General features: G+C 68.2%; 12 protein-coding genes. 9 read left to right on the forward strand and 3 right to left on the reverse strand.

From position 1 onward, the window contains the following. Window position 1 precedes the first annotated feature (1 nt). The 4 genes from HWY37_RS16130 to HWY37_RS16145 all read left to right on the forward strand — a co-directional run bounded on the left by HWY37_RS16130 (window position 2) and on the right by HWY37_RS16145 (window position 4,384). Window positions 2-1,690 carry an AMP-binding protein gene (locus tag HWY37_RS16130; RefSeq protein WP_176089064.1) on the forward strand — a complete coding sequence of 563 codons (1,689 nt, stop codon included), beginning with the start codon at window positions 2-4 and terminating at the stop codon, window positions 1,688-1,690. Next, window positions 1,677-2,153 carry an acyl-CoA thioesterase gene (locus tag HWY37_RS16135; protein WP_176089065.1) on the forward strand — a complete coding sequence of 159 codons (477 nt, stop codon included), beginning with the start codon at window positions 1,677-1,679 and terminating at the stop codon, window positions 2,151-2,153. The genes HWY37_RS16130 and HWY37_RS16135 overlap by 14 nt, the downstream gene beginning before the upstream one ends. Next, window positions 2,150-3,298: an FAD-dependent monooxygenase gene (locus tag HWY37_RS16140; protein ID WP_176089066.1), complete on the forward strand. Its 1,149-nt coding sequence runs from the start codon at window positions 2,150-2,152 to the stop codon at window positions 3,296-3,298. Before HWY37_RS16135 ends, HWY37_RS16140 begins: the two co-directional genes overlap by 4 nt. A 111-nt stretch (window positions 3,299-3,409) precedes the next feature. Continuing rightward, window positions 3,410-4,384 carry a Bug family tripartite tricarboxylate transporter substrate binding protein gene (locus HWY37_RS16145; protein ID WP_176089067.1) on the forward strand — a complete coding sequence of 325 codons (975 nt, stop codon included), beginning with the start codon at window positions 3,410-3,412 and terminating at the stop codon, window positions 4,382-4,384. Between the two features lie 22 nt (window positions 4,385-4,406). Here the strand turns inward: HWY37_RS16145 and HWY37_RS16150 are convergent, their stop codons facing one another. Beyond that, the gene (locus HWY37_RS16150) at window positions 4,407-5,324 is read right to left on the reverse strand and encodes a LysR family transcriptional regulator (protein ID WP_175208073.1); all 918 of its coding nucleotides are present in this window, start codon (window positions 5,322-5,324) and stop codon (window positions 4,407-4,409) included. A 110-nt stretch (window positions 5,325-5,434) separates the two neighbouring features. Between HWY37_RS16150 and HWY37_RS16155 the strand changes: the two genes are divergently transcribed. Both HWY37_RS16155 and HWY37_RS16160 read left to right on the forward strand, forming a co-directional pair. Then, on the forward strand, window positions 5,435-6,850 hold the full coding sequence (locus HWY37_RS16155) for a M20 family metallopeptidase (RefSeq protein WP_176089068.1): 1,416 nt from the start codon (window positions 5,435-5,437) through the stop codon (window positions 6,848-6,850). A 14-nt stretch (window positions 6,851-6,864) separates the two neighbouring features. Next, entirely contained in the window at window positions 6,865-7,845 is a 981-nt protein-coding gene (locus HWY37_RS16160) for a Bug family tripartite tricarboxylate transporter substrate binding protein (RefSeq protein WP_176089069.1), read from the forward strand. Here HWY37_RS16160 and HWY37_RS16165 read toward each other — a convergent pair. Both HWY37_RS16165 and HWY37_RS16170 read right to left on the reverse strand, forming a co-directional pair. Then, complete coding sequence (locus HWY37_RS16165) at window positions 7,837-10,230, reverse strand: catalase (RefSeq protein WP_176089070.1); 2,394 nt, start codon at window positions 10,228-10,230, stop codon at window positions 7,837-7,839. The genes HWY37_RS16160 and HWY37_RS16165 overlap by 9 nt on opposite strands. 9 nt (window positions 10,231-10,239) lie before the next feature. Beyond that, window positions 10,240-10,854 (reverse strand): ferritin-like domain-containing protein, encoded by a 615-nt coding sequence (locus HWY37_RS16170; RefSeq protein WP_176089071.1) that lies wholly within the window; start codon window positions 10,852-10,854, stop codon window positions 10,240-10,242. Window positions 10,855-11,055: 201 nt separating this feature from the next. Here HWY37_RS16170 and HWY37_RS16175 point away from each other — a divergent pair, with 201 nt between their 5' ends. The 3 genes from HWY37_RS16175 to nrdD all read left to right on the forward strand — a co-directional run bounded on the left by HWY37_RS16175 (window position 11,056) and on the right by nrdD (window position 13,766). Beyond that, a complete protein-coding gene (locus tag HWY37_RS16175) occupies window positions 11,056-11,406 on the forward strand; it encodes a DUF3325 domain-containing protein (RefSeq protein ID WP_176089072.1) in 351 nt (116 codons plus the stop codon). 111 nt (window positions 11,407-11,517) lie between these two features. After that, a complete protein-coding gene (locus HWY37_RS16180; RefSeq protein ID WP_176089073.1) occupies window positions 11,518-13,512 on the forward strand; it encodes a ribonucleoside triphosphate reductase in 1,995 nt (664 codons plus the stop codon). 71 nt (window positions 13,513-13,583) lie between these two features. Further along, complete coding sequence (gene nrdD / locus HWY37_RS16185) at window positions 13,584-13,766, forward strand: anaerobic ribonucleoside-triphosphate reductase (protein ID WP_175208068.1); 183 nt, start codon at window positions 13,584-13,586, stop codon at window positions 13,764-13,766. The last annotated feature ends 47 nt before the right edge of the window (window positions 13,767-13,813 follow it).

A 13,813-nucleotide genomic window follows, 5' to 3' on the forward strand; every position in this document is an offset into this window, starting at 1 on the left:
CATGCGAGATATACGCCACCCCATAGAGGGCGTGATCTACCACCACCCCGAACGGGCCCGCCAGTACTTCGCCAGCGGCGCCTGGGAACGCTCGACCGTGGGCGACGCGCTGCGCGCCACGGCCCGGCGCTGCCCCGAACGCACGGCGCTGATCATCGACGAAGGCAGCATCAGTTTCCGGGAACTGGACGAGCAGACCGACAGGCTGGCCGCCGCCTTGCTGACGCTGGGCCTGGCGCCCGCCGACCGCGCCATCTTCCAGATGGGCACGACGCTGGAGACCGCGCTGGCCCTGCTGGCCTGCTACAAGGCGGGGATCGTGCCCGTCTGTTCGCTGCCGCAGCACCGCGAACTGGAGATCGGCCAGCTCGCGCGCCAGACCCGGGCGCGCGGCTACTTCGTGCAGGCGGATTTCGGCAAGTTCGACCTGCCCGCCTTCGCCGTCGGCATGCTGGCCGCAAGCGACACGCTGGAGCACCTGATCGTGGCGCGCGGCGACAGTCCGCATGGCGCGTCCCTGCGCGCGCTGATAGACGCCATGCCGCTGGCCGAGGCGCGCCGCCTGCTGGCGGACCAGGGTCCGGGCTGCGAGGACGTGCTGAGCTTCCAGCTCTCGGGCGGCACCACCGGCATGCCCAAGATCATCCCGCGCTTCCATGCCGAATACCTGGGCCATTCCCTGGCCTGCGCGCGGCGCTACCAGATGCAGGACGACGACCGCATCATCTGGGCCCTGCCCCTGCTGCACAACGCCGCCCAGGTCTATGTGCTGATCCCCGTGATCGCCATGGGCCTGTCCGCGGTGCTGATGCCACGCGTGGACGTGCCGCGCATGCTGGAACTGATCGAACGCCACCGCGTCACGCGCGCCATGTCCATCGGACCCATAGCGCCGCAGATCATGGCCTTTGCCGACCTGGCGCGCTACGACCTGTCCACGCTGCGCCTGTTCATCACCATGAGCGCGGCGGACCGGCTCGAAGCCCATCTGAACGTGCCCTGCTCCAACCTCTTCGGCATCACCGAAGGCCTGCTGCTGGGCTCGCCCGCCAGCGCCTCCGAATACGAACGGCACCACACGCAAGGCCGCTCGGGCTGTCCCGAGGACGATATCCGCCTGCTGGCCCCCGGCACCGAGGAGCCCGTGGCGCCGGGGCAGATGGGCGAGCTCTGCTTCCGCGGCCCAGCCACGCTGCCCGGCTTCTTCGACGCGCCCGCGGCCAACGCCAGCGCCTACACCTCCGACGGCTACTACCGCACCGGCGACATGATGACCGCGCGCGTGGTGGACGGCCACACCTGCTACGCCTTCGAAGGCCGCCTGCGCGACAACATCAACCGCGGCGGCGAGAAGATCGGCTGCGAGGAAGTCGAGGCCCTGGTGGGAGCGCATCCGGCGGTTTCCGAGGCGCGCCTGGTGGCAATGCCCGACCCGTTCTATGGCGAGAAGGGCTGCATCTTCATCATCGTCAGGCCGGGCCACACGGCTCCGGGGGTGGCGGAACTGGCGGACTTCCTCACCGCGCAGGGCCTCGCCAAATACAAATGCCCGGAACGCATCGAACAGATCGAGGTATTCCCCGTCACCAAGGTCGGCAAGCTGGACAAGGCCGCCCTACGCCAGACGGTGGCGGAGATGCTCAACCAGGAGGCCGCCCAGGCCAGGGAGAACGCCGATGACCAGCACTGAATACGTGGTGAGCGAGACCCCGTTCATCGTGCGCCGGCGCGTCAAATGGGGCGATTGCGACCCCGCGGGCGTGGTCTACACCGTCACCTTCGGCGAGTACGTGCTGTCGGCTGCCGAGCTCTTCTACGGCCATCTGTTCAACGGCACGCCGCAGCGGATCAAGGACGAACACGGTTTCGGCACGCCGACCCGCGCCCTCTCATTCGATTTCCAGGCGTCGCTGTGGCCGGACGAGGAATTCGACATGCGCGTCTCGGTCGAGGAAATCCGCACCCGCACCTACACCCTGCGCGTCGCGGGCAGCGTGCGCGGAAAGCCCGCGTTCGACGCCATGCTGACCCCGATCTGCGTGGCCCGCGGCGAACGGCGCGCCATCGAACTGCCCGCCGCGCTGCGCGGCGCGCTGCAGACCTATCAGGAAGCCTGCGCGCAGGCCGAAGCAAACTGGAGTCAAGCAAAATGAAGATCGCCGTCATCGGAGCCGGCCCCGCCGGCCTGTACTTTTCCCTCCTGGCCAAGAAGCACGCGCCGGAGCACGAAATCACCGTCTACGAACAGAACCCGCGCGGCGCCACCTATGGCTGGGGCGTGGTGTTCTCGGACATCGGCCTGTCCTTCCTGCGCGAGGCCGACCCGGAATTCTTCAAGGCCTTCGTGGCGCACCACGAACGCTGCGACTATATGGAAATCATCCACCAGGGCGCGCGGGTCCAGGTCCACGGCAACCATTTCTCGCGCACTGCCCGCATCGACATGCTGGAAGTGCTGGAAAAGGCCTGCCTGGAGGCAGGCGTGAAGATCCTGCACGAGCAGCGCATCGATGACGTCGAGCGGCTGGCCGGCGAGGTCGACATGGTGGTTGCCGCCGACGGCAGCAACAGCGCCGTGCGCAAGCAGTTCAGCGAACACTTCCAACCCAGCTTCGAGCGCCGCCGCAACAAGTTCGCCTGGTACGGCACGCGCCAGCGCTTCCATCCGGTATCGCTGATCTTCCGCGAAACCGGCCATGGCATTTTCATCGCGCACAGCTACCAGTACAGCAAGGACCTCAGCACCTTCCTGGTCGAAGTGGATCCCGACACCTGGCTGCGCGCCGGCCTGGACACGGCCAGCGAAGACGAAAGCCGGCGCTATTGCGCCGAAGTGTTCCGCGCGGACCTGGGCTGCAACGAACTGCTGAGCAACCGCTCGCTCTGGTTCGAGGCCAACATCGTGCGCAACGAGCGCTGGTCGCACCGCAACATCGTCCTGCTGGGCGACGCGCTGCGCACGGTGCATTTCTCGCTGGGCTCCGGCACGCGGATGGCGATGCAGGACGCGATCGCGCTGCACCAGGGCTTGACCCAACACCCGGACGATGCGCAGGCCGCCTTCGCCTACTTCGAGACGCAGCGCCGGCCCGCCTCCGCCAGCTTCCAGGCCGCCGCCGCGCGCAGCCTGGACTGGTACGAGAACGTGGCCGACAAGATGCAGCTCGATCCGGTGTCCTTCGTCTACGACTACATGCGCCGCACCGGCCAGGTCAGCCACGACGATCTGCGCCAGCGCGATCCGGGCTTCGCCGCGGCTTACGAGGCGCTGCATCCCGAGGCTGCCACCGCGGCCTGAGCGGTCAAACCGATCACCTGACGTTTCTGAAGTACCCGGCCGCGCGATGCGCGGCCGCAACGATAAGCGGAACCGCAAGGACCGCAACCATCCATGGAAAGTGGAGGAGACATGAGAAAAACCCTCTGGTGCCTGGCGCTGGCAAGCGCCCTGGCCTGCGCCTCGGCGCAAGCCCAATCCGACAAGTTTCCCGAACGGCCGGTGCGCGTGGTGCTGCCGTACTCGGTGGGCAGCGGCCCCGACGCCGTCGCCCGCATGCTGGGTGAACAGATCACCGCGGCATGGAAGCAACCCTTCATCGTGGAGAACAAGCCCGGCGCCAACGGCTGGCTGGCCATCGGCGAAATCAAGCGCGCCACGCCCGACGGCTACTCGCTGGCCATCGTCGACAACACCCACATGACGTTGCAGCCGCACCTGTACCGCAGCCTGCCCTTCGATCCGGTCAAGGATTTCGTGCCGGTGGCGCCGATCTACACCACGCATTTCTTCATGGTGGTGTCGGCCTCGTCTCCGTGGAACAGCGTCTCCGACCTGATCGCCGCGGCCCGCGCCCAGCCCGACAAGCTGACCTACGGCACCTGGGGCATGGGCAGCGTGGCGCACGTGGGCACGTCCATGTTCCAGACCGCCACGCAGACCAGCATGACGCACGTGCCCTTCAAGGACCTGGCGCAGCTCTACACGGCGGTGGCCAACGGCGAAGTGGACTGGGCCTTCGGCACCGCCGCCACGGTGCAGAACCTTTACCAGGCCAAGCGCGTCAAGCTGCTGGCGCTGGCAGCGCCTTCGCGCCTGGGTTCCTACGCCGACGTGCCCACTGTCAGCGAGGCCGGCGGACCCAAGGACTTCGAGCTCAAGACCTGGGTCGCCGCCTTCGCGCCCAAGGGCACGCCCGATGCCATCGTCAAGCGCCTGAACGCCGCCATCGCCGAGGCCGTGGTCACGCCCGCCGTGCGCAAGCGCTTCGAGACCTATGGCTTTGACGCCTGGCCGGCGGATGGCGCCGCGCTGGCGCAGGCCCGCGACGCCGACTCGGAGCGCTTCGCGGCCGTGGTCAAGCAGGCCAGGATCTCGCTGGACTAGGCGCGGCGGGGGCTTGCCGCCGCTAGCGTTCAGCCTCCGGCGCCTTGGGCGCGGCCGTCAAGCGCTGCGCCATGAATTCCAGGAACTCCCTGGCCAGGGCCGGCAACGTCCGGCCCTGCAGGGTCAGCACCTGGATGCTCCGCTGCCGCATCTCCGGATTGCTGAACGGCACCGCCACGAGGCCCTCGCCGTCGCGCTGCCCCAGCAGGGTCAGATAGCCCGACAAGGCCACGATGTCGCTGCCCGGCAGCATGGGCAGGAAAGCGGCGGAATGGTTGGACACGTAGGCGGGTTCGATGTGCAGCCCGGCATTGGCGCAGGCCGCGTCGAACAGCTGCCGCACCGTGGTGCCCTGGTCGCCCAGCGACAGCGGCACTTTCGTCAGGTCGCGCACGCCCAGGCTGCGCCGTCCGGCCAGCGGATGATGCCGGCACATGACCGCGTAGACCGGCGCGCGCACCAGCAATTCGGTCTTGAGCCGCTCGTCCTGCGCCGTGCTGTAGCGCAACGCCAGCTGCGACAGGCCCTCCAGGATCTGGCGGCTGACCTCCTCCGGCCGCTCGACGTGCAGATGGAAACGGGCTTCGGGCCGCACGCGCTTGAACTCCGCCATGCACATGGGCAGGAAGCGATGGGCGAAACCCTCGGTGCAGGCCAGGCGTATGGTCACGTCGCCCAGGTGGCTGCGCTGGCGGATCTCGGTGGTGACGCGCTCGGCCTCCAGCGCCGCGGCGTTGGCGTAGGCGGCCAGCTGGCGGCCGGCTTCGCTCAGTTCCATGCCGCGCGCCTGGCGCTCGAACAGCGCAATGCCCAGGCCGTCCTCCAGCTTGGCGATCTGGCGGCTGACAGCGGACGCCGCGACATGCTGCGCGGCCGCGGCGCCCGCAATCGAGCCGCAGCGCGCAACCTCCAGGAAGTATCTCAGGCCCAATGAAATCATGGCGTCCCCAATCCATGCCTTTATGGCAAAGGAAGAATGCTAATTATCTAATTGTGGCATGTGGCGAAGCGTAATAACTTTGTGCCTCCCTCACCCTCCCAGGCACCGAAGTGACACGCGAACAAGCCCTGCTCCAAGCCATTCAAGCCTATGACAATGGCGACCTGCAGGCCGCCCTGGCCCGCCGCGTCGCCTACGCGACGGAAAGCGAGGTGCCGGAACAGGCCCCGGCCCAGCACGCCTACCTGAACCAGGAACTGGCGCCGCAACTGACGGAACTGGGCTTTGCCTGTGAGGTGCACCCCAATCCCTGCGGCGCCGACCTGCCCATCCTGGTGGCGCGCCGCATCGAGCAAGCCGGGCTGCCGACCGTGCTGATGTACGGCCACGGCGATGTGGTGCGCGGCAACGCCGCGCGCTGGGAAGCCGGCCGCGATCCCTGGAAGCTGCAAGTCGAGGGCGACCGCTGGTATGGCCGCGGCACCGCCGACAACAAGGGCCAGCACAGCATCAACCTGGAAGCCCTGCGCCAGGTCATCGCCGCGCGCGGCGGCGCGCTGGGCTTCAACACGGTCTGGCTGATCGAGACCGGCGAGGAAGCGGGCTCGCCCGGGCTGGCCGCCTTCTGCGAGGCGCAGCGCGAGGCGCTGGCCGCGGACGTATTCATTGCCAGCGACGGGCCGCGCCTCAATGCGCAGCGCCCCACGCTCTTCATGGGCTCGCGCGGCGCGGTGAATTTCGAACTGAAGCTGCGAGCGCGCGAACGCGGCTACCACTCGGGCAATTGGGGCGGCCTGCTGGCCAATCCCGCCATCGTGCTGGCGCATGCCATCGCCACGCTGGTGGACGCGCGCGGCCGCATCACCGTGCCCGGCCTGCGTCCGCCCCCCATTCCCCAGGCGGTGGCCCAGGCCCTGGCTGAGCTGGAGGTCGGCGGCGGCGAGGACGATCCCGACATCAACGCCTGGTGGGGCGAGCCCGGCCTGAGCGCGCCGGAGAAAGTGTTCGGCTGGAACAGCCTGGACGTCCTCACCTTCGGCGCGGGCGATCCGGCCAAGCCGGTCAACGCCATTCCGCCCGAAGCCGTGGCCTGGTGCCAGCTGCGCTTCGTGGTGGGCACGGACTGGCGCGCGCTGGAGACTCACGTGCGGGAACACCTGCGCGCCGGCGGCTTCGAGGACGTGCAGGTGCGCATCGGCATGCAGGCCGGCGCCACCCGCCTGTCGCCCGACAACCCCTGGGTGCGCTGGGCCGCGGCCTCGCTGGAACGCAGCACCGGCAAGCGGCCGGCGCTGCTGCCCAACCTGGGCGGCTCGTTGCCCAACGACATCTTCGCCGACCTGCTGGGCCTGCCCACCTTGTGGGTGCCGCATTCCTATCCCGCCTGCGCCCAGCACGCGCCCAACGAACATCTGCTGGGTAGCGTCGCCCGCGAAGGCCTGGCCATCATGGCCGGCCTGTTCTGGGACCTGGGCGACCAGGGCGAGGCCCTGCGGCAGGCGGCCGCGTCTTCCAACTCCAACTGATCGGGATCTCCGTCATGACCCTCACACTCCGCGCCGCCGTGGCGGCCTTCAGCCTTGCCGCCTGCGCGCATGCCGGCGGCGTCCATGCCGCCTATCCCGAACAGCCGATCAAGATCGTCGTGCCGTTCACGCCGGGCGGCGCCACCGACTCCGTGGCGCGGCTGCTGGCCAACAAGCTGTCCGCCAGGTTCGGCCAGGCCGTGATCGTGGAGAACCGGCCGGGCGCATCCACCGTGATCGGCGCGGAAGCGGCGGCGCGCGCCCAGCCCGACGGCTACACGCTGATGCTGTCCGGCAGCACCACCTATACCGTGCTGCCCGCGCTCAAACCCGGCCTGCCCTACGATCCGCAGAAGAGCTACGAGCACATCGCCATCGTCGCCATGGCGCCCGTGGTGCTGCTGGCCAAGAACGGCCTGCCGGCCGCCACCGCCCAGGAAGCGGCGGCGCTGGCCAAGCAGCACAGCGCCAAGGGCGGCCTGATGTACGGCACCTTCGGCCCCGGTTCCGCCCCGCATCTGGCCGGCGAGATGTTTGCCGAGGCCGCCGGCGCGAAGATGATGCCGGTGCCCTACAAGGGCAGCGCGCAGCTGGTCACGGCCATGATAGGCGGCGAAGTCGACCTGGGCGTGGACACCGTGTCGTCCGCCGCGCCGCACGTGCGCGCCGGCAAGATCCGCGCGCTGGCCGTCACCGGCGAGCGCCGCATGCCGCAACTGCCGGACGTCCCCACCTTCGCCGAAGCCGGCATGCCGGACGTGTCCTTTGTCGGCTGGTACGCGCTGGTCGCGCCCGCGCGCACCCCGGCGCCGGTCGTCGACACGCTGAGCCGCGCGATCGAGGAAATCATGCAGGATCCGCAGGTGCGCAAATCCGTCGCCGACCTGGCGCTGGACCCGGTCTACCTGCCCGCCCCGGCCTTCAAGGCCCAGATCGCGCAGGAGCTGCGCACGTTCTCGGACGTGGCGGCGCGCGCCGGCATCACGCTAGATTGAAGGCGGCAGCGTCTCCCGTTCGGGGTGGCGATGCCGGGACAGCGCCTCGATGAAGCCGGCGGCGCTCTTGTCCGGCGTCGCCGCGCTCACCACCAGCAGGCCGCCATCGGCCTCATCCGGCACGATGCCCGCAGCCGCAAGCAGCTCGGCCCCTGTGCCCACGCCCATCAATGTCTTGCCATGGCGATAGGCGTCGCGCAGGAACTCCAGCGCGCGCCCGTCTTCCCGCAGCCGCGCCACGGCGGTCTCCCCGCCCGCCACGATCGCCCCGTCGAACAGTCCCGAGGGCTGGTTGTCCAGCGACGCGTCCGCATCCAGCATCGCGCCGCCATCGGCAGCAACCGGTCCGATACGCTGCCCCACCAGCCGCGCGACCGCGCCGGCCTTGAGCAACGCGCCAGCCAGCGCCGATACCGCGCCGCCGTCCACCCCTTCGGCCACCAGAATGGCGACCTTGCGCGTCGCCACGCCGCCTTCGCCCGGACGAGCGCTGAGCGATAGCGAGGGAGACAGGTCCACCTCGGGTTTGGGCGGCTTGTCGGTCGCGCGCGGCAATGGCGGCGGCAGATCCAGGCCCAGCTGGCCGGCCACGGCCCCCGCCAGACCATCGGAGACGTTGCGCAAGGTGGCCACCATGCGTTGCCGGATGGCGGGCACGGTCACCTTGCTCAGTTCGAAAGCGAATGCGGACGCGATGTGACGCTTCTCCCATTCTGTCTGGCTGTCGTAGAACAGCGTCGCCTGGTTGTAGTGTTCGGCGAACTTTTCCGGGTGGCCACGCAGTTCGTCGCCGGTAACGGGCTCCGGGAAAGACACGAAGCCGGCCATGCCGGCCTGGAACGGGCAGCCTGCCGCCAGCGAGTTGGGCTCGTAGGCCACGCGCCCCCGGTGTATGGCCTGCCGATGCATGCCGTCGCGCTGATTGTTGTGGACGGGAGCCAGCGGCGCGTTGATGGGCAGTTCATGGAAATTCGGGCCGCCCAGCCGCGATATCTGCGTGTCCACGTAGGAGTGGATGCGTCCGGCCAGCAGCGGATCGTTGGTGAAGTCCAGGCCCGGCACGATATGCGCGGCGCAGAACGCGACCTGCTCGGTCTCGGCAAAAAAGTTGTCGGGATTGCGGTCCAGCACCATCCTGCCCACCGGCACCACCGGCACCAGTTCCTCGGGCACGATCTTGGTAGCGTCCAGCACGTCGAAACTGAATGCTTCCGCCTGCTCTTGCGTGAATACCTGCACGCCGAGCTCCCATTGCGGCCCATGGCCTGCGTCAATGGCCTCCCAGAGGTCGCGGCGATGAAAGTCGGGATCGGCGCCCGACACCTTGACGGCCTCGTCCCAGACCTGCGAATGCGTGCCCAGCAGCGGATTCCAGTGGAACTTCACCAGGCGCGATTCGCCGGCGGCGTTGACGAAGCGGAAGGTATGCACGCCGAACCCCTGCATCATCCTGTAGCTGCGCGGAATGGCGCGATCCGACATCAACCACATCAGCATGTGGGTGGATTCGGGCATCAGCGACACGAAGTCCCAGAACGTATCGTGCGCGGACGCGGCCTGCGGCATGCCGTGATGGGGTTCGGGCTTGACGGCATGCACCAGGTCGGGAAACTTCATCGCATCCTGGATGAAGAACACGGGCATGTTGTTGCCGACCAGGTCCCAGTTGCCCTCGTCCGTGTAGAACTTCACGGCAAAGCCCCGCACATCCCGCGCCGTGTCCTTGGAGCCCCGCTCTCCCGCCACGGTCGAGAACCGCACGAAGACCGGCGTGCGTTTGCCCGCCGCCGCGAACAGCGACGCGGCGGTGAGTTCCGTCAGCGGCTTGTAGCATTCGAAGTACCCATGCGCCGCCGAGCCGCGCGCATGCACGATGCGCTCGGGAATACGCTCATGGTCGAAATGCGTGATCTTCTCGCGCAGGATGAAATCCTTGAGCAGGGCCGGCCCGCGCAGGCCCGCCTTCAGCGAATGCTGGTTGTCGCTGACGCGCACGCCCTGGTTGGTGGTCAGCATCTGTCCGGTCGAATCCGCGCGCACGCGCTCCAGCCGTCCGTCGGCCGCGTTCACGCCCGCCGCCGCCGCGCCGCCCGTCTTGGGCGACGATTCACGTTCCGACAGGGAACTGGCCGTCGCTCCGGCATCCGCCGCGGCGGCGTGGGCGCCGGCATGGGGGCAGCGCGCCCCTTCCTCGCCATACTCGCCCGCCTTGCCGGCGTTGTGGGGAATGGCGGCGGCCGTGGCCTCCACGGCCGCCGCGCGTTTCAGCGCGGGGTGGCGCGGCTTGCCCGCCGGGCCCGAGGCCGGACCGCTGTCCGTATTCATGTAGGCGCTGTCCACGGCAGCGCCGGCGCCGCCCTTGGCGGAAGTTTTCTTGCCTGGCATTGAAATCTCCTAGTGATTCAGCATCTTGTCGCGCGCCTGCTCGGCCCGCGACGCGCCGATTGCGGTTTCCACCTGCTTGACCTCTTCCGGTGGCGGCAATACGGCAGGAAAGCCCAGCGCTTCGATCCACAACTCGCGCGACCAGCCCTGCGTGTGATACAGGTGGTGGTCTTCATCGCTAGCCACCGCGTCGTACGCTTGCTTGAGCACCTTGGCTTCGTCGCCGCTGTGCTGTTGCGCGATGAGCCCGATCAGTTGCCAGTTCGCATGGTCCTTCGTCTCCGCCAGCACCACGCATTCGGTCGCCACCAGTTGGGCAGCGTCCGGATCGCCCGCGCTGATCGCCATCTTCATGGCCTTGACCAGCGACTCTCCGATGTGGCGCACCACCTCCCGGCCGGGAGGCTGCGCCGCCGGATCCAGTCCCAATTGCTCGAACACGGTCAGCAGCACGCGCCGGTGCGTGCGCGTTTCCTCCAGGTAGTCCGCCCATTCCTTTTTCAAATCCTGGTTCACGGCGCAGGACACCGCGGTCTCGTAGACAAGCAGGCCGCCGATCTCCGTTTCCAGGGCCTGGTAAAGCAATTCCTTTATCTGCGGGGCATTTCCGGCTGTGCGTTTCATTGCGCGCTCCTATGTCGGGATGGCATCGCATGCCCGCCGCCGCGGCGGACCTGCCGATGGATCCGCGAACCCAGCAATTCCCGTGCCTGGAACGGCCCGCATGCGGATTCGGCGTACTATCGGCCTGGATGGAGGGCTGGGCGGACCACGTCCGCCAGCGCGCCCTTCCCGCGCAATCCCGTGTGACGCAGAGGCAGCCGCATGAATACCAACGACCTGTACGCCGTCGCCATGGCGCTGCTGCTGACCTATTCGGGCATGGCCTGCCTGAGCCTGGCCCGGCCGAGCCATTACGAACAGGTCTGGGGACGCGGCCCCTGCTCCGGCCATTCGCGCGTGCTGCGCGGCGCCGGCATGCTGCTGCTGATGCTGGCCCTGCTGCCCTGCGTCGGTCTGTGGGGCAACGCCATCGGCGTGCTGGCGTGGCTGGGCTGGCTATGCGCGGGCGCCCTGCTATGCGCCGGCATGCTGTCGCGGGCGCCCCGGCCGGCGGCCCGTAGCGCCGCGCTGGCGCTGGCGATTTCGCTTGCCGGAGTCGGCATCGGCTTCTGAAGCCCGCGTTTGACGCGCATCAAGCAAGCCTGACATCCACAGCCGGCGGGCCGATATCCGCACCATATGTGGTGGTAGAGTTTTCACACCCTACTACATATGGTGCCAGCCATGCATATCCAGCACATCCTCAAGCGCGACGGCCGAGTCGTGTCGTTCGACCGCGACAAGATCGCCCAGGCCATGGCGGCCGCGGGCAACAGCACGGGAGAACTGGACCTGGCGGGCGCGCGGGCCCTGACCGATACCGTCATCGCCGCGCTGGCGGGCAATCCCTGCCCCGGCGTCGAGACCATCCAGAACCGCGTCGAGGAAGCCCTGGTCCAGGCCGGCTACTGGCGCACCGCGCGCGCCTACATCGTGCACCGCGAACAGCATGCCCGCCTGCGCTCGCTGCGCCACACGCTGGTGGACGTGGAAAGCGCGATGGAGGAATACCTGGAGCAGCGCGACTGGCGCGTCAACGCCAACGCCAACCAGGGCTACAGCCTGGGCGGCCTGATTCTGAACGTGGCGGGCAAGGTCACCGCCAACTACTGGCTGTCCAACGTGTTCGCGCCCGAGGCGGGCCGCGCCCACCGCGAAGGCGACATCCACATCCATGACCTGGACATGCTGAGCGGCTATTGCGCCGGCTGGTCCCTGCGCCAGCTGCTGACCGAAGGCTTCAACGGCATACCCGGCAAGGTCGAAGCCACGCCGCCGCGCCACATGTCGGCGGCCATCGGCCAGATCGTCAATTTCCTGGGCACCCTGCAGAACGAGTGGGCCGGCGCGCAGGCCTTCAGCTCCTTCGACACCTACATGGCGCCCTTCATCCGGCGCGACGCCATGACCTACGGCGACGTGAAGCAGGCGATGCAGGAACTCATCTACAACCTCAACGTGCCCAGCCGCTGGGGCACGCAGACGCCCTTCACCAACCTCACCTTCGACTGGACCTGCCCGCCGGACCTGAAGGACCAGATCCCGTACATCGGCGGCGAGGAAATGCCGTTCTCCTACGGCGAGCTGCAGGCCGAGATGGACATGATCAACCGCGCCTACATCGAAGTCATGATGGCCGGCGATGCCAAGGGCCGCGTGTTCACCTTCCCGATCCCGACCTACAACATCACGCCCGACTTCGACTGGGACCACCCCAACACCGAGCGCCTGTTCGAAATGACGGCGCGCTACGGCCTGCCCTATTTCCAGAACTTCCTGAATTCGGACCTGGAGCCGCACATGGTGCGTTCCATGTGCTGCCGCCTGCAGCTGGACCTGCGCGAACTGCTCAAGCGCGGCAACGGCCTGTTCGGTTCGGCCGAACAGACCGGCTCCGTGGGCGTGGTCACGGTCAACTGCGCCCGCCTGGGCCACACCTGCCGCGGCGACGAGCCGCAACTGATGGCGCGCCTGGACCATCTGCTGGAACTGGGCCGCGACGTGCTGGAGACCAAGCGCAAGGTGGTGCAGCGCTATATCGACCAGGGCCTTTACCCCTACACCCGCCGCTACCTTGGCACCTTGCGCAACCACTTCAGCACGCTGGGCGTGAACGGCATCAACGAGATGATCCGCAACTTCACCGACGACGCCGAGGACGTCACCACGGCCGCCGGCCACGCCCTGGCGGTGCGCCTGCTGGACCGCGTGCGCGACCGCATGACCGAATTCCAGGAACAGACCGGCCACCTGTACAACCTGGAGGCCACGCCCGCCGAAGGCACGACCTACCGCTTCGCCCGCGAGGACAGGAAGCGCTATCCGACCATCCTGCAGGCAGGCACCGAGGCGCAGCCCTACTACACCAACTCCAGCCAGCTGCCGGTGGGCCACACCGACGATCCCTTCCACGCGCTGGAGCTGCAGGAAACGCTGCAAGGCAAGTACACCGGCGGCACCGTGCTGCACCTGTACATGAACGAGGCGGTGTCGTCGGCCGGCGCGTGCAAGCAGCTGGTGCGGCGCGCGCTGTCGAATTTCCGGCTGCCCTACATAACGGTCACGCCGACCTTCTCCATCTGCCCCAACCACGGTTATCTGGCGGGGCACCACGAGTTCTGCCCGAAGTGCGATGCCGAATTGCTGGCAAAGCAATCGGCATGCTGCACCCCGGCCTAGGGCCTGTCGCAGGACAGCCCCGGACCGATCCGCCGGGCCCATGCCCGGCATCCACTCCTAGAGGAATCGCCATGCAAACCTTGACCGCCCCTGAAGTCACCGCCGCCCCTGCGCCGCAGCTGGACGACAGCCAGCGCGTGCGCTGCGAGATCTGGACCCGCGTCATGGGCTATCACCGCCCCGTCGCTTCCTTCAACACCGGCAAACAAGGCGAATTCAATGAACGCCGCTTCTTCGTCGAACGCCGCGCCTGAAGGCGCGCCACAGGGAGCCGCGGCCGGACCGGGCCGCGCGCCGGCCT

Source organism: Achromobacter anxifer, from assembly GCF_903652925.1.
Taxonomy (GTDB): domain Bacteria; phylum Pseudomonadota; class Gammaproteobacteria; order Burkholderiales; family Burkholderiaceae_B; genus Achromobacter; species Achromobacter anxifer.